Raw genomic sequence first — 22,269 nt, 5'->3', positions numbered from 1 at the left:
AAATACAATTATGAAGAAAATACAATTAGCATTATTGGTTTTTGTTCTGTCGCTTGCTGCATGCGACCAGGACAATATTGGGGAACTATACGAAACCGATGCATATGTAGCTTTTAGCACTGAAATTGTTCCGGCAAATATACTGACTGCCGAAAACAATTATTCGGTAAATGTTCAAATTGCACGTTCAAATTTAAATGCACCAACTACTGCGCAGGTTTCGTTAGAAATGAATGAGAATATTGAAGGCGTTTTTGATCTGGAAAGCACTTCCGTAAGTTTTGCAGAGGGAGAAGGAACAGCCTATGCGAAAATTGTCCCGCTGGTCGATATATCGCAAATTGATGTTTCGAAAGTGTACGAGTTTAACCTCACCTTAACAGGAGACAATGTTTCAGAATTCTATAGTCAAACGACATATAGAGCTTCATTCTTATTAACATTCGAGCCTGTAGGAACCGGAACATTCAGTTCTGAGTTCAGGGAAAATGAATGGACCGTTCAGGTTGAAAAGGCTCTTGAGGCTGATGTTTATAAAATTATTGACTGCTATGCAGAAGGTTATGATATTATGTTTTCGGTTGATGCTGAAAATAATGTCTTCTATGCTACCCAGTTAACGGGCTATATCGATCCGGATTATGGTATGGTAACTTTGGAAATGCCCGATTCGGAAGAACCGGATTCCTATTACATGGGAGAACCTTACCGCAACGGAAATACAATTTATTTACTGGGGCGTTTCACCGTTGATGCAGGGAGTTACGGACATTGGTACGAGGTGCTTACCTTACCCTAATCAACCAGCCAAATTAGAAAACACTTAAAAGGGTTGCCAAAAGGCAGCCCTTTTTTACCCCGGAAAGGCCGTTTAAAAGGCCGTTTTAATTTCTTTAATCTTCACTTTATCAACCAGTGTTTGCTGTTCATCCTTTTGTTGCTGAATTTTACGCACCACATCCATACCGGAAATGACCTGTCCGAAAGCGGCAAAACCTTGCCCGTCGGGATTTCGTTTGCCGCCAAAATCCAATTCCGGCTGATCGCCCACACAAATAAAAAACTCGGTTGATGCTGTTCCCGGCTCCATCCGCGCCATCGACATTGTGCCGTTAAGGTGTTTTAATCCTGTAGCTTCGGTTGTTTCATGTGCAATTGGTTGTATGGTCTCAAAGCGCGGCTCGGTGTACATTCCTCCTTGTATCACTTGTATTTTAACATCGTTGTTGGGTTGGTTATCCAGCCGAACAACGCGGTAAAAACAGGCATTTTTATAAGTACCCGCCTCAACATGCTGTAAAAAGTTAGTTGCTGTTAGCGGCGCATTTATCGTATCAATCTCAACCAGAATGATTCCCAGTTCAGTTTGCATTTCAACGCGGGGAAGTTCCTGTGTGGCGGCTTGAAACGCTAAGAGCAAAACAGGAATGATAAAGATTATGGCTTTCCTCATAATAAAAGTTGAATATTATTTTTTAATTGCAATCAAATGTACAAAAAACGGTTTTGGATAACCAGAGCCAACGCATAATTCAAAAAGCTTATGAAGAAACTTCAACTGTTACTGGTTCTGCTGTTGCTGTCGGCAGTATCGTTTTCGCAAACCACGTTAAAAGTCTTTCTCGAGCGTCAACCCGAGGTTAAAAGTGTTGAACAAATGGACTGCACCGACTTTTTTGCAGCCAAATACAAAATAATGGTGGAGCAGCCTGTTGATCATTCTGATCCGGCGAAAGGAACATTTTTGCAACGGGTGTTAATTGCCGATAAAGGTATTGACCGGCCTGTAGTTTTTATCACCGAAGGCTATAACGGCGGTTATTCGGAAAACCCCAATTACATAAACGAACTGTGCCCGATTTTGGAAGCCAACCAGATTTGTATGGATCACCGCTATTTTGGCGAATCGATGCCGGAGCCACTGAACTATGATTACCTGACCGTACGTAATGCCGCTGCCGATCATCACCACATCATTCAGCTAATGAAAAAATATTACTCGGGGAAATGGATAAGCACCGGAATTAGCAAAGGAGGGCAAACAACAGTGTATCATCGCTGGCTTTACCCCAACGACGTTGACATTTCGGTACCGTATGTGGCGCCGCTGAACTTTGGCGTTGAAGATGGGCGCCACGAGCCGTTTATTGCTAATACCACCGGTACTCCTGAAGGCCGTGCAAAAGTGCAGGCATTCCAACTGCAAATTCTTAAAAACCGCGAAACATACCTGCCTCTTCTTGAGCAATACTGTAAGAATCAGCATCTGAACCCATTACTGAATAACGACGAATTACTGGATTATGTGGTACTGGAATTCTCGTATGGCTTTTGGCAATACGACAACTCATTGGACGACATTCCGGCACTGGATGCACCGGCAAAAGATTTGTTTGCCGAGTTGGTGAAAGTATCGTCGCCCATGTACCTGGCGAGTGAAGGTGTTGATATTTTTAAATCGTTTTATGTGCAGGCGGCACACGAATTGGGTTATTACGGTTACGATATAGAACCGTTTAAAGAGTATTTGTCGATTACAAGTGCAGAAGGCTGGCTGAACCGAATTTATCTGCCCGAACTGGCTATTAAATACAACAAAAAGACCGCTAAAGAGGTAAAGAAATTCATCAAAAAAACCGATGCCAAAATGCTGTTTATTTATGGAGAGTGGGATCCGTGGTCGGCTTCGGCATTTGATGTTCCGGGTAAACCTAATTTCCTGAAAATTGTAAAACCCGAAGGTAGCCACAGCACACGAATCGGGAATTTGCCTAAAGAACAAAAACAGCAGGTAAAAGAAACGCTTGAAGATTGGCTGGATATGGAAGTTAATATCGAAATTTAGGAGTTTTCACCCAATAAAAATCACTCTGAGCGAAGTCGAAGTGTCGTTTCACCTCTCTTCTACTTCGCTCAGACTCACGTTCTACAAAAAGAACATCGCCACACCAACAACAGTAATTACTGCCCCGAGAATTTCTTTCCAGTTCACTTTTTCTTTAAACAATAGTATTGACGGGCCAATAATCAACACCGGAACAATGGCCATCAGTGTAGCTGCAATTCCGGCTTGTGTATGCTGAACGGCCAACAACGAAAAGGAAACACCAAGGAAAGGGCCAAAAAAAGCTCCCAGCGTAATCCGTTTCATAGCCGGGCCATTTTTTAAAGCTGCCCAAACGCGCGGCCAGCGTTTTATGAAGATAAAAAGAATAGAAAATCCCACAGTTCCCGCCAAAATTCTTATTTGTGTAGCCGAAAAAGCGTCGTAATCTCCCATTCCCTTTTTGCTGATTACCAAACCGGCCGCCTGCCCCATGGCACCGCCCAAAGCCAACAGAATTCCCTGAATGGGGTACGACGATTTAAACTTTCGGATTTTAACACCGTTTTCTTCCGATTTTTCCCGTTTCAGGATAACGATAATAATACCGGTCATGGTAACGGTCATTCCCAACCAACTTTGTGGCGAAAGTACCTCGCCTAAAAGTAACCAGCCGATAAGCGCAGCAAAAGGCGGAGCCAGCGCCATTAACAACATGGCAATTCGTGCACCTATTAACACAAACGACTGAAAGAGGAGTAAGTCGCCAATTACGAAACCAACCAAACCGGAAAAAGCCAGCCATTTCCAGGCATACATACTGGCATCGCTGGGGAAGAAAAAACCTCGGGTTACCCAACTGTAGGCGCCTACAAGAAAAAAGGCTATTACCAAACGAATTAAGTTTACAGCCAACGAACCAACCTTCTTACCGGCCGATTCGAATGCCAGTGCAGTTACTGTCCAAAATACGGCAGTAAGAACTCCGGCTATTTCTCCAAAATGATTTTGCATGCGGCAAATGTAGTAATTACCACCGATGTATTTACCGATTTCTTTTAGGTATAAATCAGCCGTAACAAAAAAAGATCCTGACAAAAATGCCAGGATCTTTTCCTCTCCTCCAGTCTTAAAAAACAACTTAATCGATCACACATTCATAATTGGTACTTTACCTCTACTTTTTATCACAACGTAACCTGGTACCTTAACAATTCTAATCTTCAATACTCTTATGGTTTGTGTTTACAAATATACATTCGCAGAAGGTGACAGCGTAAAAACTATTGCTGATTCAAACAGCGTAAAACACTGATTTTTAACTTCTCTTTTTCTGAACCAGCTTAACCAATACAGCCAATGGAACACAAAAAAACCGTTTTAAGCATTAATCCTTAAAACGGTTTTCAATTGTTGAACTTTACTTGTTCTATTTGCTCAGGAACTCAGCCACGGTTTTGCCCAGCTCTTCGCCGCGTTTATTTTTGGCGATGATTTTTCCGTTTTTGTCAACCAACAAACTTGATGGAATTGAATTTACCGCATAAATTTTTGCTGCAGCATTGTTCCAGTAGGCAAGGTCTGAAACATGAGCCCAGGTTAAACCATCATCCTCAATAGCCTTTAACCAGGCATCTTTATCACGGTCGAGCGAAACGCCAAACACGCTAAATCCCTGATCTTTGTATTTGTTATAGGTAGCAACAACGTTTGGATTTTCCTGACGGCATGGTCCACACCACGATGCCCAGAAGTCGAGCAAAGTCAACTCATTTTTTGAATAGATATCCGAGAACTTCACCGGATTTCCATCTGCATCGTTTTGAGTAAAATCAGGAGCAGTTTTTCCAACGGCTACCGTTTTCAGTTGCTCAATTTTTGCTTTTAAATCTATAATCGCAGGAACCGAATCTAATTTTGCATCCAGGTTACTCACTAAAGCTTCCAGTTCGTCAACTTCCTTTTCGTACTGAATTTGGCTTAACAGCAGCGGAGTAACATACGAAGCCGGATTTTCTTTCACAAAATCTTCCTGTATTTCGCCAACGCTGGCGTACAAGTCTTCAACTTGTTTCATCAACTCATTAGCCTTGGCTGTATCTCCGGCGGCACTTGCTGTACGAGCTTCCTGGTAAATCGCCATGTACTCTTCGCTAATTTTCTGAATCTGGTCGTTAATCGTTTTAAACTCATCGTGTGTAGTCGATCCACTAACCTGAACGCCTGCAATAGAATCGGCTTTTCCGGTAACTGTTATGTTCGTATTTTCAACAAACAACACGGCCTTTTCGCGTTGGCCGTTAACCGACAAATAATACAAACCCGGGAATTCCACTTCTCCCTCAAGAACCGCAACACCATCAACCACAACGGCAGTATCAATGCCTATCCACTGGCTGGCTCCACGTTGCTCTAACATCACATTTCCGTCGGCACCTTCAATATTTACGGTAATTTTATAACCATCCTGCTGTTGCGAGCAGGCAAACAAGGCCAAAGCTATAATAGCAACTAATAATTTTCTCATTCTACAGTTTTTTATTTATTGAATTTTGGTCGAATATACGCATTCTATGCCTACCTGAAAAATGATTAGTTTGAATTATACACCGGAAAATAATTAAATTGCATCGGTAAATACAATAGCAAATGAGTAAAAACATTGCCTTGGTACTTTCGGGGGGTGCCGCCCGCGGAATGGCACATATTGGCGTAATTGAAGAGCTGGAAGCACGGGGGTACAACATCACCTCAATAGCCGGCACATCGATGGGGGCACTGGTTGGCGGAATTTATGCACTGGGTAAATTACCGGAGTTTAAAGAGTGGTTAATTTCGCTTGACCGGCACGATATGTTTCGTATGGTAGATTTTTCGTTTGGCGGAAACGGCCTGATTAAGGGAGACAAAGTTTTGGCGAAAATTCAGGAATTTGTACCCGATGCGCTTATCGAAGATTTGCCGATTCCGTTCTCGGCAACTGCGGTTGATCTAAAACACCGCGAAGAGGTGGTGTTTACCACTGGGAGTTTGTTTAGCGCTATTCGTGCATCAATAGCCATCCCTTCGGTTTTTACGCCCATTACCAGCGAGAATGCCGTATTGGTTGATGGAGGTGTGATGAACAACCTTCCTGTTTCGAATGTAAAACGCACCGAGGGTGATAGGCTGATTGCCGTTCATGTAAATGCAGCCATTCCGGTTCCTCATTATTTTGTTGAAAAAGAAGACAGTGAAGCGAAGGAATCGACCTACAAAAAATGGTTGAACGAGTTTTACGACTTCCTGCATATTAATCATCCAAAAGAAAAAGAAGAACGGTTTGGATTACTTTCGCTTATCGACCAGGCCTTAGCCACCGCAATGTTAACACAAGTGAACCATTCTATTGAAAAGGGGAAACCCGATGTGGTAATTCGTGTTTCGCGTGATGCCTGCGGAACCTACGATTTTTACAAAGCAAAAGAACTGATTGAAATGGGACGCTATTCGGCTATTCATGAACTCGACAAAGCAAAATTCAATGGCTGAGCTATTAGTTGTTAATAATGCCGAACCCGGAATTCGGGAGTTTGCCGAACCGATATTGCAAATTATTTCGGATGCCGGTTCTACACCTGCTTTTATTGAATACGCTGAGTGCCCGGCTACAAACCTGAGTGCTTTTGACGGCATAATTTTAAGCGGATCGCCACAAGGCGACGATATTGTAGAGCACCATGCCCCCTATTTTCAGTGGATTAAATACCTTGAAAAACCGGTACTTGGTATTTGCGCCGGACACCACATTACCGGGTATTTGTACGGAGCAAAATTGCTGCGAAGCCAGGAGCCGGAGTCGGGCGATTTTGAGGTAAAAATCGTTAAAACCGATCCGCTTTTTAACGAGCTGCCACAAAAATTTACCGTAAGGCAAATGCACAACGACTCAATAACTTTGCCCAACGATTTTGAGTTGCTGCTTACTTCATCAAGCTGCAAAAACCAATTGATGAAACACAAGAATAAACCCTTATACACCTGCCAGTTTCACCCTGAGTTTTATAACCACCGTCTTATCCGGAATTTTATTGAATTATGTAAGAAATAAAGGATCCGATCCGTATCATTTTAACAAATACAGATCGGATCCTTGTTTTATTTGCAAAACATCCATCCTGATGATTTTTTATCGCGTTTTGTGGGGAAAACAACAATCCTGACGATTCAGATTCATATTTTGCCCGCAAAATGGCAATCCTGACGGTTCAGATTCATATTCTGTGCATAAAACGTCAATCCTGATCATTTTTTTTCACGTTTTGTGGGGAAAACAACAATCCTGACGATTCAGATTTATATTTTGTACGTAAAATGGCAATCCTAACGGTTTAGATTCATATTCTGCGCGCAAAACGTATATCCTGATCATTTTTTTTTCACGTTTTGTCCGTAAAACAACAATCCTGACGATTCAAAATAACGCATCTACTATCAAAAAAACATTCCTGATTCCCGGGAATTACCTACAGGAAGGAAGGGATACCAATATTATTTCACGCAAAGAAAAGAAGAAGCGCAAAATTCGCAAAGTATAGCATCTGTTTCGCGTGCTTTGCGAAAACTTAGCGATCTCTGCGTGAACTTTTTTGTTTTTTAGCAAAGTAACTTTTCAGCGCTGATGGCTGTTCCCGACAAGAAACAACTGTCTTCCTTTCATCGACCTTACCTTATGATTCTGCAAATTCACAAGCGCTAAGCGCATTTACGACACCAGAAAATGAGTCTTCACCTCCAATAACGTGTTTTTACAGACTTCTTACCGTAAAAAAAGCCATCCGCATAAAACGAATGGCTCCCTGAATTAATCGATAATAAACAAAATTTATTTCTTTTTAATATCCTTAAATGTTGCTCCCTGCGCGTGAACCGTGTTAACCGCACGACCTGACGGGTCGGCATTCCCCTGGAACGAAGCATCCCACTCAAGAGCAGCAGCGGTACTACATGCAATTGAAGCCTCAGACGGTACACAAGCGGCAGCCGCATCCGACGGGAAGTGTTCGCTGTAAATTTCACGGTACACGTATTCTTCTTTGTTCATAGGTGGGTTTACCGGGAAACGATATTTCGCATTTTCCATCATCTCATCGCTCACCTTATCTTCAGCAATTTGTTTCAGTGTGTCAATCCAGCCATAGCCAACACCGTCAGAGAATTGTTCTTTCTGGCGCCAGGCCACTTCCTCGGGCAGGTAGCTGGCAAATCCTTCGCGCAGGCAGTGTTTTTCCATTTTGCCGTCTTTTGCCATTTTGGCCTCCGGGTTAAAACGCATGGCCGCATCAACAAATTCTTTATCGAGAAAAGGCACACGACCTTCAACACCCCATGCTGCCAACGATTTATTGGCACGCAAGCAGTCGTACTTATTCAGTCGGCTCACTTTACGCACACTTTCTTTGTGGAATTCTTCGGCATTTGGCGCTTTGTGGAAATACAGGTAACCACCAAAAATCTCGTCAGCACCCTCGCCGGTAAGTACCATTTTTATACCCATCGATTTAATTACACGTGCCAGCATGTACATGGGTGTTGATGCACGAACGGTAGTTACATCGTAGGTTTCGATGTGGTAAATTACATCGCGTATGGCATCTAAACCTTCCTGTATGGTATAATTAATTTCGTGGTGAACTGTTCCGATATGATCGGCCACTTTACGTGCTGCAGCCAAGTCGGGCGAACCTTCCAAACCAATTACAAACGAGTGCAGCTGTGGCCACCAGGCGTCTTTTTCGTCACCATCTTCAATACGTTTTGCTGAGAATTTTTTTGCCAGCGCCGATGTAATCGACGAATCTAAACCACCCGAAAGCAACACTCCGTACGGAACATCGGACATTAACTGACGATGTACTGCGTCTTCCAATGCCTGCGACAACTCGTCAACACTTGCCGGATTATCTTTTACATTGTCAAATTCCTCCCAGTCGCGAACATACCATTTTTTAAGCTCGCCATCTTTGCTGTATAAATAATGCCCCGGAGGAAATTCCTCGATCTTGGTACAAAATCCTTCCAACGATTTTAATTCCGATGCTACATAGTAGTTCCCCCATTTATCCCAGCCCTGGTACAATGGAATAATACCAATATGGTCGCGGCCGATCAAATAGGCATCGTTTACTTCATCGTAAAGGGCAAAGGCAAAAATCCCGTTCATCTCATCCATGAATTTTTCCTTTTTATCGTTGTATAGGGCTAAAATTACCTCACAGTCTGATTTGGTTAAGAAATCGTACTTCCCTTCGTAACGTTTACGAATTTCGCGATGATTATAAATTTCGCCATTAACGCCCAAAATAAGTTTTCCATCTTTACTATATAAAGGCTGTCCACCCGATTCGGGGTCAACAATTGAAAGACGTTCGTGAGCTATTATTGCTTTTTCGCCACAATAAATTCCCGACCAGTCCGGTCCGCGGTGACGAACTTTTTTACTCATCATCAACACCTGAGGACGGAGATCCTCAGCTTTAACTTTTAAATCAAATGCTCCTACAATTCCACACATATTCGTAAATTTTCTTAGCTGTCAAATATTTTGCATCAAAAATAATCACTTTGTCAATACCACAAAATTTTTTCTGTCTTTTTTCTATCTTTTTTAACCTTTGTCTATCTTTTTAAGTTAGTATCGGCAATTTAAAAAACATTTTAATATTTCAGAAATACCTAATTACCCCCTTTCTTAATAAGGCAGCTTTCTCGTGTGTTATTTCTTTTTACACTTACCCCTTAAAAAATGATGGCACAGCAATAAAAAAACGAAATATTATTACCATACCCCCCTAACAGCACTCGCAACTAAAAAGTTTTAATTAATACCACTCCTGCAATCAATCTGTTAACAAAAAGGCAACATCTGTAGCATTCAATTACCGACAAGCAACTATTTTTAAAAATTAGCAAAAGGGTTACGTTGTTTTGGCCTTATATTTAAAGCCTGCAGAGCAGAGTTAGTTGATTTGTGGCGATAAAAAGCGAATTTTTATGTTTTCCGGCCTCGTTTTTAAGGTTGGCAAAAATGGTTGCAGCATCCTTCTTCACTCATCCGTAAATGAAAATTGATTAACTTTATTGAAGAATAAAAATCAGATGAAAAAACATGTAATTGTAACCGGAGGCGCCCAGGGAATTGGCAAACACCTGGTTGTTGATTTACTGAACAACAATTATGCAGTATCGGTTTTTGAAATTGATGAAGAAGCCATTGCTAAATTTCGTGAGGAATTTACCAATGAAACAGTTCAGGTTTATCAAGTGGATGTATCCGATGAGAAATCGGTTGAGGCAGCGGTAAAAGAATCGGAAAAACAGCACGGAAACATTTATGCACTGGTAAACAATGCGGCAATTAGCATCAACAAACCATTGGAAGAACTTTCTTTCGGGGAGTGGAACAAAGTAATTGGCACCAATCTTTCCGGCGCTTTTTTGTGCTCGAAGTACGCTTCGGCGTTTATGAAGCCCCATGGAGGCAGGATTATAAACATGGCTTCAACCCGCGCGTTACAATCCGAACCTGACACCGAAGCTTACTCAGCCAGCAAAGGCGGCATCCTTGCACTTACCCACGCACTGGCCGCAAGTCTTGGCCCGCAAATAAAAGTTAACGCCATTAGTCCAGGATGGATTGATGTGTCGGCTGCAAAAAAGAGCTCCATCGCCCATCAGGAAAAACTAACAAAAGAAGACCACGCACAACACCCGGCAGGGCGCGTTGGCAAAGCCGAAGATATTGCTGCAATGGTTCTTTTCCTGCTTAAGAAAGAGAATGATTTTATCACCGGTCAGAATTTTGTTGTTGATGGCGGAATGACCAAGAAGATGATTTACGTGTAATCTTATCATTTTCCAGATTGTCGAGGATTGATTGTTTGGCTTTATTAATGAAAAGATCAGGCATAAGGCTCTATTCATTTTGCTTTTCGAACGTATCACAATCGCCGAAACACCCAACTTTGTACTACAAACCAATTTCGAACCTATGGAATCCAATCTTAAAGAATGAGTTAATGAGTCCGTTTCAAAGTGTAGTCTCCAAAAGATTTTTCAATGCCCAAAAGATTAACAAACATTACATCATCCCGTATAGTGCCTTTAACTTCCAGTATTTTACCCGATTTTGTTTGAAAGGTAAAACAGAATTGATTACCTGACATTGTGAGATTATCGACATTATATGGCTCATCCGCGGAATCCAGGAAAATAACTGCGGCAACGGCACTGCCTTCCACATCAAAGTTTATTGAATAGAGCGGTTCATCGTCATCTACTGTTCGGGCGCTTTCCCATGTTCCCTTAAAAAAGTGATTTGTACTGTCGGCGTACGAATCGGTATGATTAACAATCCGTTCAGTAAACGCTTTGCCGGATAAGTCGCCATGGGAAATAAAATCCCTGGAAAGTACCGGCAATAGCTCATTGCTTATAAAATACTGCATGATACTTTTCGTGTAGGGTTCAAACACCGACCGAATATTGCCACTAAAAGCGGTGGCCATATTCAATACCTGCGCCGGTTCGTTATTGCTAAAATCAATTTCATCCATCATCAGTGTCTTTCTTTCGGGATTTATATGGGTGCGAAAATGAACCGTTCGATTTCGGGCATCAAACAGGATCGACCACTCCGGATCGTCGAAAACACGCAAGGTTTTCAGCATGTAAAAACCATAATCAATGGGGTCGTCTTCTTTTTGGTAGTTATCGATCATAACTGCCGTGCGCACAAAACGGGGCACATTCGGATCCGTTTCGTTGGGCTGGTATTCGCCACCAAAACCACGGAAATATTTCGACAACTCCAGCTCGCGATCATACGGAGCATTAAAAAGCGCCGGAACAGGCATTTCATCTCCGGTGTGCACAACCACTTGGCCATTTATAAAGGCAATTGCTGCGGTATTTCCCCCGGCATCGCCCACAAAAAAGTGACAGCTCCAGCCATCAATTTCAAATTCCGTGGCACTGCGAATCGCCTCTTCGGTAGTTGAATAATTATCGAGAATGTACTGCATCCAGTTCATCTGGTTGAGTTTGGGCAGGCTATCGTTTTTCGGATAATCAGCCTCTTCGTTCATCTCCCAAATAAACAAACCGGCTTCGTTCACTCCTCCATCAGGGAAATCCTTTCCGAAATTATTAAAAGTAACCGATCCATAGCGCGAAATCCAGGTGTGCGAAGAAGGATTTACACGGCCTCGTGTAATGATTTCACTCCAGGTTCGGCCTGTTTTAAACATTCCGCGTTTGTTGATGAACACCAAACCCGGCACACCGATATCGCCTTCGTTGATGTTGTGCCCGTAAATTAAGGTGTTTCCTTTTTGCAATTTAAAGGTTGACGATGCCAGAACGCCCTTGTGTTGCGGTAGCAATAAAAACAAGGAAGTAACAAACAGTGCAATTATAGCTTGTTGAATTCTCATTTTTCCCGGCATTGTATTATTTGTTCTATAACGCGTAAATCCTTTGGCGGTTACGCTTGTGTTCATTAACAAATAACAAATGTGGCTTGTTCGACTTTTGTTTTTCGGCTCTTTTGGGAGTACTCCCAAAGCCCCACCAACACAGGTTTCTTACTTTGGGAATACTCCCAAAGGTTCACCAACGCATGTTTCTTGCTTCGGGAATACTCCCAAAGCTTCCCTAACACGTGTTTTTTGCTTTGGGAATACTCCCAAAGCCTCCCCAATGCAGTTTTCTTGTTTTGGGTGTGCTCCCGAAAGAAATAGGGTTTGAAGCTGGCCCTACCCTTTTGTTCCCGACGTAAAGTACGGGATTTGGCAAGCTCAACTGTCGACATTCCTGCCGGCCGGTAGGCGGGTTCCCTTACAAAGGGAAAACATCATTGATGTAAGGCAGCGAACAGAGTGAACCGCCTTCGAAAAAAACGATCACGATTTCAGGGAATTACCAACAGTGATTGTACAATGTCTTTAACCTGAAGATTACCATGCTTTTGTTTATACAAATAGGCTATTGTTTTTTCGTCCGGGGCAGCGTACAAGCGCTGTCCTGCTTTCTTCGCCGGACGAGAGCATCTGGCTACATTCACTTTCCCGGCGCTTCCTGACATACATCAGTCGCACCGGGTTATTGCCTTCGCCCCTTTGGGGCTATTAATAAAAGCGCTGAAAATGGCCCTACCCTTTTGTCTGTCGACATTTTCCCTTACAAAGGGAAAACATCATTGATGTAAGGCAGCGAACAGAGTGAACCGCCTTCGAAATTTCGAAAAAGAAAAAGCCACCTCCCGTTAACCGGAAAGTGGCTCTATTATCTTTTCTAAAAGCTAACAGCTCGTGGCTCGAAGCTTTTATTACATTTCAAATTTGTAATCACCAACATCGCTTAATTCCGATGCACGGATAAACTCGGCGTGTGCTTTCACCTGCGCTTTTGCAAAGGCGATATAGTTTTTCGTCGATTTCAGGAACGAAGCCTCGCGGTTGGTATCCAGCAACAACAGGTAACTCATAATAATGTGGCCTGCCATTTCAACCAAACGCCGCGCATGGAAATCAACAAACTCGTTGTCGCCCGCAGCAGTTACTTTCTTAACTGCTTCTTCGTAATCGGCAGTTAAAATAATAAGTGTGCGTTTCAGGTACTCTAATGTTGGCGAAACTTTTTCAGCTTCGTAAGCACGAATCTGGTTCAGGTAACCGCCGGTTGTTACACCACGTATGGCAGCTACAACCTGCAGCTGTGTAGTTCCTTCGTAAATCGATGTAATACGCGCATCGCGGTAGATACGTTCAACCGGGTAGTCTTTCATAAAGCCCGATCCACCATGAATTTGAACGGCATCGTAAGCCAGCTGGTTGCTGTATTCGCTCGACATACCTTTTACAAGCGGCGTAAATATGTCGGCCAAACGCTGGTACTTTTTCATTTCGTCGCGCTCTTCTTTCTCCAGTTTACGCTCTTCGGAAATGTGCATGTAGGTTTTGTACATATCAACAAAGCGAGCTGTTTCGTAAAGTAAAGTACGCGATGCATCCAATTTGGCTTTCATCAGCGAAAGCATTTCGAAAACAGCCGGGAATTTAATGATCGCTTTTCCGAACTGCATACGTTCTTTGGCATATGCCATTGCCTCGCGGTAAGCAGCTTCGCAAACGCCTACCGACTGCGCTGCAATACCCAAACGCGCACCGTTCATTAACGCCATTACATATTTAATGAGTCCCATTTTGCGTGATCCAACCAATTCGGCCGGAGCATCTTTGAATACCAGCTCGCAGGTTGGCGAACCAATAATACCCATTTTGTGCTCGATACGACGAACGGTTACACCGCCCGATTGTTTGTCGTAGATATACATCGACAAACCACGGCCGTCGGTTGTTCCGGCTTCCGAGCGGGCCAGCACCAGCGATATATCGCCGTCGCCATTGGTAATAAAACGTTTCACACCATTCAGCAACCAAACTTGTTTCTCCTCGTTCCAGGTAGCTTTTAACTGCACCGCCTGAAGGTCGGAACCGGCATCCGGCTCGGTTAAGTCCATTGCCATAGTGTCGCCGTTGCAAACACGAGGCAGGTATTTTGCTTTTTGCTCTTCCGAAGCAAATTCGTTAATGGTTTCGGCACAATCCTGCAAACCCCAAATGTTTACAAAACCGGCATCAGCGCGCGATACAATATCGGCCGCCATAATGTAAGGCACAATCGGGAAGTTCAACCCTTCGTATTTGTAAGGCAACGACATTCCCATCAATCCGGCCTGGTTCAATGCTTTGATGTTTTCTTCAGTTCCGCGGGCATATTTTACGTGTCCGTCGATTACTTCCGGTCCTTCAGCATCAATACTTTCGGCGTTTTCAGAAACAATGTTTCCGCAAATTTCGCCAACAACCTCCAGCACACGATCGTAACTGTCAATTGCATCTTCGTAATCCAGCGGAGCAAAATCAAATTCATCCTTGAAAGTATATTCACGTTCTTTTAAGCGAACGATCTCTTTCATTAAGGGGTGATTCAGGTGAAATTTCAACTCGCTGTTATCTGTATAATAATTTGCCATTTTTTACAATTTTAAGTCGTGACTACTTGGTGTTCTTTTTATAATACTTGATCATTTTAGGAATGACCTCTGCCACATCTCCGGTAATTACATAGTCGGCTATTGCATTAATCGGAGCTTCAGGGTCGGTATTTATCGCGATGATCTGTGCTGAATCTTCCATTCCGGCACGGTGCTGAATTTGCCCCGAGATACCGCAGGCAATGTACAGTTTCGGACGAACGGTAATACCTGTTTGCCCAATCTGGCGCTCGTGACCTGCCAACCCGGAATCGACTGCAGCACGCGAAGCACCAACTTCGCCACCCAGTACTTCTGCCAAATCGTATAACAGCTGGAAGTTCTCTTTTGAACCTACTCCGTAACCACCGGCAACAACAATCGGTGCACCTTTAACGTTCACCTTGCTTTTTTCCATGTGGCGCTCAATAATCTCAACCACGAAATCTTCGTCGCTTACATATTTAGCCACATCAAGTTTTACAACTTTTCCTTTGTATTTCGGATCAAGAATTTCTTTTTTCATTACACCCTCGCGCACGGTTGCCATTTGCGGACGGCAATCGGGGTTGATAATGGTTGCAATGATGTTTCCTCCAAATGCCGGACGAATCTGGTAAAGAAGGTTTTCGTAATTCTTGTCTTGTTTTTTATCGTAATGATCGCCAATTACCAAACTTGTACAATCGGCAGTTAAACCACTGTGCAATGCTGATGAAACGCGTGGTCCTAAATCGCGACCGATGGACGAAGCTCCCATCAGCGCGATCTGAGGCTTTTGCTCTTTAAACAGGTTCACCACTATTGAAGTGTGCGGCAAAGTCTGGTACGGGAACAAACGCTCATCGTCTGCAATATAAAGTGTATCTACACCGTAAGGAATTATTTGATCGCCAACTTTATCGAGTTTGCTCCCGATAGCAATGGCTTCCAGTTTACATTTTAATTCATTTGCCAGGGTACGTCCCTTGGTTAGCAATTCCTGACTAACATCAGCTACCTGGCCATCTTCTATTTCGCAATAAACAAATACGTTGCTCATTTCTTCAAATTTTTAACTGTTCATTTAATGGCCTTAGCCAATTGTGTGACTCTTAATTAACTCAACCATCATGGCTTCAATTTCGTCGTCGGCGGCCGAAATTACTTTCGAATCTTTAGCCTGAAGAACTACATTCTCCACCGTTTTTACTTTGGTTGGCGAGCCGGTAAGACCAAGCTGCGATGCATCGGTTTCAATATCGTTTACGGTCCATTCCTGAATCATCAGGTCGGGGTGTTCGTTGTATAAAGCAGTGTAATCTTCGTTCTCTTTCTGAAGTTCGGTTACTGTTCTTGCCTTTTTGAATTTCATAATCCGTTTGGCATTACGTGCGCGGCAATCAGGAGCTGATCCGTTAACAGTCATTACCAATGGCATCGGACATTTTGCTGTTTCCACACCATTCTCTAAACGGCGTTTTACGGTAACCGTTTTGTCTTTTACCTCCAGTACCTCCTCTACGTATGTTATTTGCAACATCCCCAGCTTTTCGGCCACCTGAGGGCCAACCTGGGCAGTATCACCATCGATAGCCTGACGACCTGCAATGATCATATCAATTTTACCCATTTTTTTCAACGCCTGTCCAATGGCATACGATGTTGCCAAGGTATCCGAACCGGCAAAAGCACGGTCGGTGAGCAAAATACCACCGTCGACACCGCGGTATAAACCTTCGCGAATAATATCGGCAGCCCTTCCCGGCCCCATGGTTAAAATATTGATTTTTGATTCAGGAAACTGATCTTTTATGCGCAATGCTTGTTCCAGGGCATTCAAATCCTCGGGATTAAAGATAGCAGGAAGCACAGCCCTGTTTATCGTCCCGTCAGCCTTCATAGCATCTTTCCCAACATTTCTGGTGTCGGGAACCTGCTTCGCCAAAACAATAATGTTATAAGCCTTCATTCAATAAGATTTTTGTAGATTGATATATTTATTTTATTTTTTTCGATCTATTGCCGAAGATTTTAGCTACTCCTGCAATTTGAAAGCTAACAAATATAGAAATCGGCGTAAAACTAACCAAAGAGATTAGGACTCTGAGACCTTTAATGTTTGTTAAAAAGCAGAGCAGTCAAGGCATTCAGCACTCAAGTACCCGTCCAAACGCAATACTGACAATGCTTTAAAACAATCAACCTCAATATTCCAAAATTCTGTGCGGAGAAAGTGGCAATTAATTTAAAACCATTTTAATTAAAAACAGAAGGTTTTAGGGTGTTCTCAGGCGTTTCAACCAGCCATTTTTGTTAAAAAAAGCGAAGTGATGTGATTTTTATATCTTCTTTCGTTTTCGATGCTTTGCCGTTCTTCTCCCGCGAGGAGGTTTACTTCAAACAATAGGTGCTTTTATTCAAGCACAAAACACAAAGTTTTCAAACGGTTAAGGAACATCAACAGCATCATTCTTAATAAGAATGCCCAATTAACCGATTGCTGTATATCGATTATTTTATTACCTTCATCGGCGGATTTCAAACCAAATCTAACCAAATTAATTCAGAAAGCCGGTTCGTTTATTACGGGCCGGCTTTTTTATGCGCTTGCAATCTTCCTTTTGTAATTCTTATAGACTTCAAAATATCGTCCGGACATTGCGATTCCATTTTCAGTCTATCGGCATTTACCAATAATGATACAAAAAAAGAGGAACCACTAATGATTCCTCTTTTACTATTATGCTTGTAAATTACTAAGCCTGAGCTGTAGGTCCACCAAAATTCATTGGTGGCAAATTCGGATCGTTACCTGAATTAACGTTTTTAATCGGGCCATGCTGTGCTTCAAATTTTGCAATATTGTCCTGCAAGGCCATTAATAAACGTTTGGCATGTTCCGGTGTAAGAATAATACGAGACTTTACATTCGCTTTTGGAATACCTGGCATAATCCGTACAAAATCAACTACAAATTCAGAAGTTGAGTGAGTAATAACCGCAAGGTTCGAATAGGTTCCCTGAGCTACTTCCTCGTTCAATTCAATGTTTATTTGTTGCGATTTGTGCTTTTTATCTTCCATAGTATCCTTATTAGCTATTATCCGAATGTCTCATATCTACTAACCTGTCGTATTCTGATTTAGAGCCAACAACAAGGTTTTTGTATTCTTTCAATCCGGTACCTGCCGGTATCAGGTGACCACAAATTACGTTCTCTTTCAGTCCGTCGAGGTAATCCATTTTACCGTTAATAGCGGCTTCGTTAAGAACTTTTGTTGTTTCCTGGAACGATGCGGCAGACAACCAGCTGCGTGTTTGCAACGCTGCTCTTGTAATCCCCTGAAGAATCTGGCTTGATGTTGCAGGAATCGCATCCCTCGACTCTACCAGTTTTTTATCTTTTCTTCGGAGTTGCGAGTTCTCATCTCTCAAACGACGTGAAGAAACAATCTGTCCGGCTTTCAGCCCTTCAGCATCTCCCGGATCAACTACAACTTTTTTGTTGTAAATCCAGTCGTTTTCAGACATGAATTCGTTTTTGTCCACAATTTGCTTTTCAAGGAAACGGGTATCACCCGGATCAACGATTTCTACTTTACGCATCATCTGGCGGATGATAATCTCAAAGTGTTTATCGTTAATTTTTACCCCCTGCATACGGTACACGTCCTGAACTTCGTTCAAAATGTATTCCTGAACAGCAGTAGGCCCTTTAATTGCGAGAATATCGGAAGGAGTTGTTGCTCCGTCAGACAATGGAATACCTGCTCTGATGTAGTCGTTCTCCTGAACAAGGATTTGTTTCGACAGCGGTACAAGGTATCTCTTCACATCGCCGTTTTTAGTGGTAACAATGATCTCGCGGTTACCCCGTTTGATCTTACCTAACGAAACTTCACCGTCAACCTCAGAAACAACCGCAGGGTTAGATGGGTTACGTGCCTCGAATAATTCGGTAACACGTGGCAGACCCCCTGTGATATCGCCTGCTTTACCGGCAGCACGAGGAATCTTAACCAAAATCTTACCTGCTTTCACCTCTTGTCCGTTATCAACCGAGATGTGACCTCCAACCGGAAGGTTGTACGAGCGGATCATTTCTCCGGCATCGTCCATAATCTTCAAAGTTGGGTTTTTGGTCTTATCTTTTGTTTCGATAATTACGCGCTCGCTATAACCGGTTTGCTCATCCGATTCTTCGCGGAAAGTAATACCTTCGATCAGGTTCTCAAATTCTACTTTACCATCGAATTCGGTAATAATTACACCGTTAAATGGGTCCCAATCACAGATCATTGCTCCTTTACGGATTTCCTGACCGTTTTTCACATACAGTTTACAACCGTATGGAAGTGGGTGAGTAGAAAGTGGAATTTTAGTGTTTTTATCGATAATTTTCAATTCGGCCAAACGACTTACTACAACCTCCACATCGTTTCCTTCGTCATCTTTGTACGATACCGAACGAAGCTCTTCAATCTCGCAGTATCCATCGTATTTCGATTCAACTGTTGATTGTGCTGAGATGTTACCTGCGATACCCCCCACGTGGAAGGTACGAAGTGTAAGCTGTGTACCCGGCTCACCAATCGACTGTGCTGCAATAACACCGGTAGCTTCACCTTTCTGAACTTTCTTGCCGGTAGCCAGGTTACGTCCGTAACACTTGGCACAAACACCAACTTTCGATTCACAGGTTAATACCGAACGAATTTCAACGGTTTCAATTGGCGAGTCTTCGATTACTTTCGCAATCTCTTCAGTAATTTCATCACCCGATTTAATGATCAACTCACCATTTAACGGGTGGAAAATATCGTGAACAGTTGTACGACCAACTATTCTTTCGAATAATGATGCAACAACTTCTTCGTTATTTTTAACGTCAGAAGCTACCAAACCACGCAATGTTCCGCAGTCGTCTTCCGAGATGATAACATCCTGGGCAACATCAACCAAACGACGTGTTAAGTAACCCGCATCAGCTGTTTTAAGTGCGGTATCCGCCAAACCTTTACGAGCACCGTGAGTAGAAATAAAGTACTCCAGTACCGAAAGGCCTTCTTTAAAGTTTGCCAAAATCGGGTTTTCAATAATCTGCGAACCTGTAGAACCAGATTTTTGTGGTTTTGCCATCAAACCCCTCATTCCGCATAACTGGCGAATCTGCTCTTTCGAACCCCGCGCACCCGAGTCAAGCATCATATAAATTGAGTTGAATCCCTGGCGGTCCGTACTAATGGTTTTCATTACCGAGTTGGTAAGTTTCGCGTTCGCATGTGTCCAAATATCAATAACCTGGTTGTAACGTTCGTTATTGGTAATGAAACCCATGTTATAGTTGTTGATAACCTCTTCAACTTCCTGGTAACCGTTACCAACAATTTCGGCTTTATCCTCAGGAATGATAACATCGCCTAAGTTGAACGACAAACCACCACGGTACGCCATTGTGTAACCCAGGTTTTTAATATCATCAAGGAATTTAACGGTAATTGCGTTACCACTCTTATTGAATACGTCGGTAATAATGCTGCGTAACGATTTTTTAGTCAAAATCTGGTTTACGTAACCTGCCTGACGTGGAACAAATTCGTTGAAAAGAACGCGACCTACAGTTGTTTCGATGATATGGTTAAAATAATCTCCGTTTTCATCGATGTCTTCAACTTTAACTTTAATAATTGCGTGAAGATCGATTGCTTTCTCTTCGTATGCAATCGTTACTTCTTCAGCTGAGTAGAAAGTCATTCCTTCGCCACGACTACCTTTACGTGGTTTGGTCATGTAGTACAGACCCAAAACCATGTCCTGCGAAGGAACCTGGATAGGTGCGCCGTTTGCAGGGTTCAACAGGTTGTGCGAAGCAAGCATTAACAACTGTGCTTCCAAAATTGCAGCATTACCCAATGGTAAGTGAACCGCCATCTGGTCACCGTCGAAGTCGGCGTTAAAACCTGTACATACCAACGGGTGCAGCTGAATTGCTTTACCCTCGATAAGAACAGGCTGGAAGGCCTGAATTGACAAACGGTGCAGCGTAGGTGCCCTGTTCAACATTACAGGGTGTCCTTTCAGCACGTTTTCAAGAATTTCCCAAACTACCGGGTCTTTTCTGTCAACGATTTTCTTTGCCGATTTTACCGTTTTTACAATACCTCTTTCAATCAACTTACGGATTACGAAAGGTTTGTAAAGCTCTGCAGCCATATCTTTTGGAATACCGCATTCGTGAATCCTTAATTTAGGACCAACAACGATTACCGAACGTGCAGAATAGTCAACACGTTTACCCAAAAGGTTCTGACGGAAACGACCTTGCTTACCTTTCAAACTGTCGGACAGCGATTTTAAAGCGCGGTTGTTTTCGGTTTTAACGGCATTAGATTTTCTTGAGTTATCGAATAACGAATCTACAGCTTCCTGTAGCATACGTTTCTCGTTTCTTAAAATTACCTCAGGAGCTTTAATCTCAATCAATCGTTTCAAACGGTTGTTACGGATAATTACTCTTCGGTACAGGTCGTTCAAATCTGATGTTGCGAAACGACCACCATCCAGTGGCACCAACGGACGCAAATCAGGAGGAATTACAGGCACCACCCTAACGATCATCCATTCCGGACGGTTAAGGTTTTTACTTGCCCTGAAAGCCTCAACAACCTGCAGACGTTTTAACGCCTCGTTTTTACGCTGCTGCGATGTTTCGGTGTTTGCTTTATGACGCAATGTGAATGACAAATCATCCAGCTCTAAACGGCTAAGGATATCAAACAATGCTTCAGCACCCATTTTGGCGATGAATTTGTTTGGATCGTCATCATCAAGGAATTGATTTTCTTTTGGAAGCGTATCCAGAATATCCAGGTACTCTTCTTCAGTTAAGAAATCCAGTTCTTTTACACCATCCTGATGTTTTACACCAGCCTGGATAACCACATAGCGTTCGTAATAAATAATGGTATCCAGCTTTTTGGTAGGTAAACCAAGCAGGTAACCAATTTTGTTAGGCAACGATTTGAAATACCAAATGTGAGCTACCGGTACCACCAGTGAAATGTGTCCCATACGCTCACGACGTACTTTCTTTTCGGTTACTTCAACACCACAACGGTCGCAAACGATTCCTTTATAACGGATACGTTTGTATTTTCCACAGTGACATTCGTAGTCTTTTACCGGTCCGAAAATACGCTCACAAAACAAACCATCACGTTCTGGTTTATATGTTCTGTAGTTAATTGTTTCTGGCTTCAGTACCTCGCCATACGATCTTTCCAGAATTTCTTCAGGAGAAGAAAGGCTTACTGAAACTTTTGAGAAACTAGTTTTTGCTTTATTATCTTTTTTGAATGCCATAATTCAAATTAACTATCAAATTAAA

15 protein-coding genes are annotated in these 22,269 nt (G+C 42.7%); 5 read left to right on the top strand and 10 right to left on the bottom strand.

Annotated elements, in window-relative coordinates; all coding sequences use genetic code 11:
- Positions 1-10: 10 nt before the first annotated feature.
- The gene (locus BMW53_RS10875; protein ID WP_038555958.1) at positions 11-799 is read left to right on the top strand and encodes a hypothetical protein; all 789 of its coding nucleotides are present in this window, start codon (positions 11-13) and stop codon (positions 797-799) included.
- Positions 800-871: 72 nt separating this feature from the next.
- On the opposite strand, the gene BMW53_RS10870 is transcribed toward BMW53_RS10875, so the two are convergent.
- Positions 872-1,453, bottom strand: coding sequence for a peptidylprolyl isomerase (locus BMW53_RS10870; RefSeq protein ID WP_038555961.1), 582 nt, complete (start codon positions 1,451-1,453; stop codon positions 872-874).
- Positions 1,454-1,543: 90 nt separating this feature from the next.
- On the opposite strand from BMW53_RS10870, the gene BMW53_RS10865 reads away from it, so the two are divergent.
- Complete coding sequence (locus BMW53_RS10865; RefSeq protein ID WP_038555964.1) at positions 1,544-2,845, top strand: S28 family serine protease; 1,302 nt, start codon at positions 1,544-1,546, stop codon at positions 2,843-2,845.
- An 81-nt stretch (positions 2,846-2,926) separates the two neighbouring features.
- Here the strand turns inward: BMW53_RS10865 and BMW53_RS10860 are convergent, their stop codons facing one another.
- On the bottom strand, positions 2,927-3,922 hold the full coding sequence (locus BMW53_RS10860; RefSeq protein WP_245749038.1) for a DMT family transporter: 996 nt from the start codon (positions 3,920-3,922) through the stop codon (positions 2,927-2,929).
- Between the two features lie 331 nt (positions 3,923-4,253).
- Entirely contained in the window at positions 4,254-5,351 is a 1,098-nt protein-coding gene (locus tag BMW53_RS10855; protein WP_051567598.1) for a TlpA disulfide reductase family protein, read from the bottom strand.
- A gap of 122 nt (positions 5,352-5,473) precedes the next feature.
- Here BMW53_RS10855 and BMW53_RS10850 point away from each other — a divergent pair, with 122 nt between their 5' ends.
- Both BMW53_RS10850 and BMW53_RS10845 read left to right on the top strand, forming a co-directional pair.
- Entirely contained in the window at positions 5,474-6,355 is an 882-nt protein-coding gene (locus tag BMW53_RS10850) for a patatin-like phospholipase family protein (RefSeq protein WP_038555967.1), read from the top strand.
- Positions 6,348-6,914: a type 1 glutamine amidotransferase gene (locus tag BMW53_RS10845; RefSeq protein ID WP_038555970.1), complete on the top strand. Its 567-nt coding sequence runs from the start codon at positions 6,348-6,350 to the stop codon at positions 6,912-6,914. Before BMW53_RS10850 ends, BMW53_RS10845 begins: the two co-directional genes overlap by 8 nt.
- 774 nt (positions 6,915-7,688) lie before the next feature.
- Here the strand turns inward: BMW53_RS10845 and asnB are convergent.
- Positions 7,689-9,377, bottom strand: a complete 1,689-nt coding sequence (gene asnB, locus BMW53_RS10840) for an asparagine synthase B (protein ID WP_038555973.1) — start codon at positions 9,375-9,377, stop codon at positions 7,689-7,691.
- 584 nt (positions 9,378-9,961) lie between these two features.
- Between asnB and BMW53_RS10835 the strand changes: the two genes are divergently transcribed.
- Positions 9,962-10,708, top strand: a complete 747-nt coding sequence (locus tag BMW53_RS10835) for an SDR family oxidoreductase (protein WP_038555976.1) — start codon at positions 9,962-9,964, stop codon at positions 10,706-10,708.
- Between the two features lie 170 nt (positions 10,709-10,878).
- Here BMW53_RS10835 and BMW53_RS10830 read toward each other — a convergent pair whose 3' ends face one another.
- The 6 genes from BMW53_RS10830 to rpoC all read right to left on the bottom strand — a co-directional run bounded on the left by BMW53_RS10830 (position 10,879) and on the right by rpoC (position 22,244).
- Positions 10,879-12,297, bottom strand: coding sequence for a hypothetical protein (locus tag BMW53_RS10830; protein ID WP_139178103.1), 1,419 nt, complete (start codon positions 12,295-12,297; stop codon positions 10,879-10,881).
- A gap of 893 nt (positions 12,298-13,190) precedes the next feature.
- A complete protein-coding gene (locus BMW53_RS10820) occupies positions 13,191-14,900 on the bottom strand; it encodes an acyl-CoA dehydrogenase family protein (RefSeq protein WP_038555985.1) in 1,710 nt (569 codons plus the stop codon).
- A 22-nt stretch (positions 14,901-14,922) separates the two neighbouring features.
- On the bottom strand, positions 14,923-15,942 hold the full coding sequence (locus BMW53_RS10815; RefSeq protein WP_038555988.1) for an electron transfer flavoprotein subunit alpha/FixB family protein: 1,020 nt from the start codon (positions 15,940-15,942) through the stop codon (positions 14,923-14,925).
- A 33-nt stretch (positions 15,943-15,975) separates the two neighbouring features.
- Complete coding sequence (locus tag BMW53_RS10810; RefSeq protein WP_038555991.1) at positions 15,976-16,851, bottom strand: electron transfer flavoprotein subunit beta/FixA family protein; 876 nt, start codon at positions 16,849-16,851, stop codon at positions 15,976-15,978.
- Between the two features lie 787 nt (positions 16,852-17,638).
- The gene (locus BMW53_RS10805) at positions 17,639-17,965 is read right to left on the bottom strand and encodes a DUF3467 domain-containing protein (RefSeq protein ID WP_038555994.1); all 327 of its coding nucleotides are present in this window, start codon (positions 17,963-17,965) and stop codon (positions 17,639-17,641) included.
- Positions 17,966-17,975: 10 nt separating this feature from the next.
- The gene (gene rpoC / locus BMW53_RS10800) at positions 17,976-22,244 is read right to left on the bottom strand and encodes a DNA-directed RNA polymerase subunit beta' (protein WP_038555997.1); all 4,269 of its coding nucleotides are present in this window, start codon (positions 22,242-22,244) and stop codon (positions 17,976-17,978) included.
- Positions 22,245-22,269: the final 25 nt, after the last annotated feature.

The sequence above is a fragment of the Draconibacterium orientale genome (assembly GCF_900111425.1).
GTDB lineage: Bacteria > Bacteroidota > Bacteroidia > Bacteroidales > Prolixibacteraceae > Draconibacterium > Draconibacterium orientale.
The sequence above is the reverse complement of the archived record's forward strand: the minus strand, read 5'-3'. Positions and strand labels throughout refer to the sequence as shown.

Bases quoted from the DNA above. Each gene is read 5' to 3' on its own strand.
- BMW53_RS10845 (WP_038555970.1), top strand. From the start codon at position 6,348: ATGGCTGAGCTATTAGTTGTTAATAATGCCGAACCCGGAATTCGGGAG.
- BMW53_RS10805 (WP_038555994.1), bottom strand. From the start codon at position 17,965: ATGGAAGATAAAAAGCACAAATCGCAACAAATAAACATTGAATTGAAC.
- BMW53_RS10875 (WP_038555958.1), top strand. From the start codon at position 11: ATGAAGAAAATACAATTAGCATTATTGGTTTTTGTTCTGTCGCTTGCT.
- BMW53_RS10835 (WP_038555976.1), top strand. From the start codon at position 9,962: ATGAAAAAACATGTAATTGTAACCGGAGGCGCCCAGGGAATTGGCAAA.
- BMW53_RS10810 (WP_038555991.1), bottom strand. From the start codon at position 16,851: ATGAAGGCTTATAACATTATTGTTTTGGCGAAGCAGGTTCCCGACACC.
- BMW53_RS10865 (WP_038555964.1), top strand. From the start codon at position 1,544: ATGAAGAAACTTCAACTGTTACTGGTTCTGCTGTTGCTGTCGGCAGTA.
- asnB (WP_038555973.1), bottom strand. From the start codon at position 9,377: ATGTGTGGAATTGTAGGAGCATTTGATTTAAAAGTTAAAGCTGAGGAT.
- BMW53_RS10870 (WP_038555961.1), bottom strand. From the start codon at position 1,453: ATGAGGAAAGCCATAATCTTTATCATTCCTGTTTTGCTCTTAGCGTTT.
- BMW53_RS10815 (WP_038555988.1), bottom strand. From the start codon at position 15,942: ATGAGCAACGTATTTGTTTATTGCGAAATAGAAGATGGCCAGGTAGCT.
- BMW53_RS10820 (WP_038555985.1), bottom strand. From the start codon at position 14,900: ATGGCAAATTATTATACAGATAACAGCGAGTTGAAATTTCACCTGAAT.
- BMW53_RS10855 (WP_051567598.1), bottom strand. From the start codon at position 5,351: ATGAGAAAATTATTAGTTGCTATTATAGCTTTGGCCTTGTTTGCCTGC.
- BMW53_RS10830 (WP_139178103.1), bottom strand. From the start codon at position 12,297: ATGAGAATTCAACAAGCTATAATTGCACTGTTTGTTACTTCCTTGTTT.
- BMW53_RS10850 (WP_038555967.1), top strand. From the start codon at position 5,474: ATGAGTAAAAACATTGCCTTGGTACTTTCGGGGGGTGCCGCCCGCGGA.
- rpoC (WP_038555997.1), bottom strand. From the start codon at position 22,244: ATGGCATTCAAAAAAGATAATAAAGCAAAAACTAGTTTCTCAAAAGTT.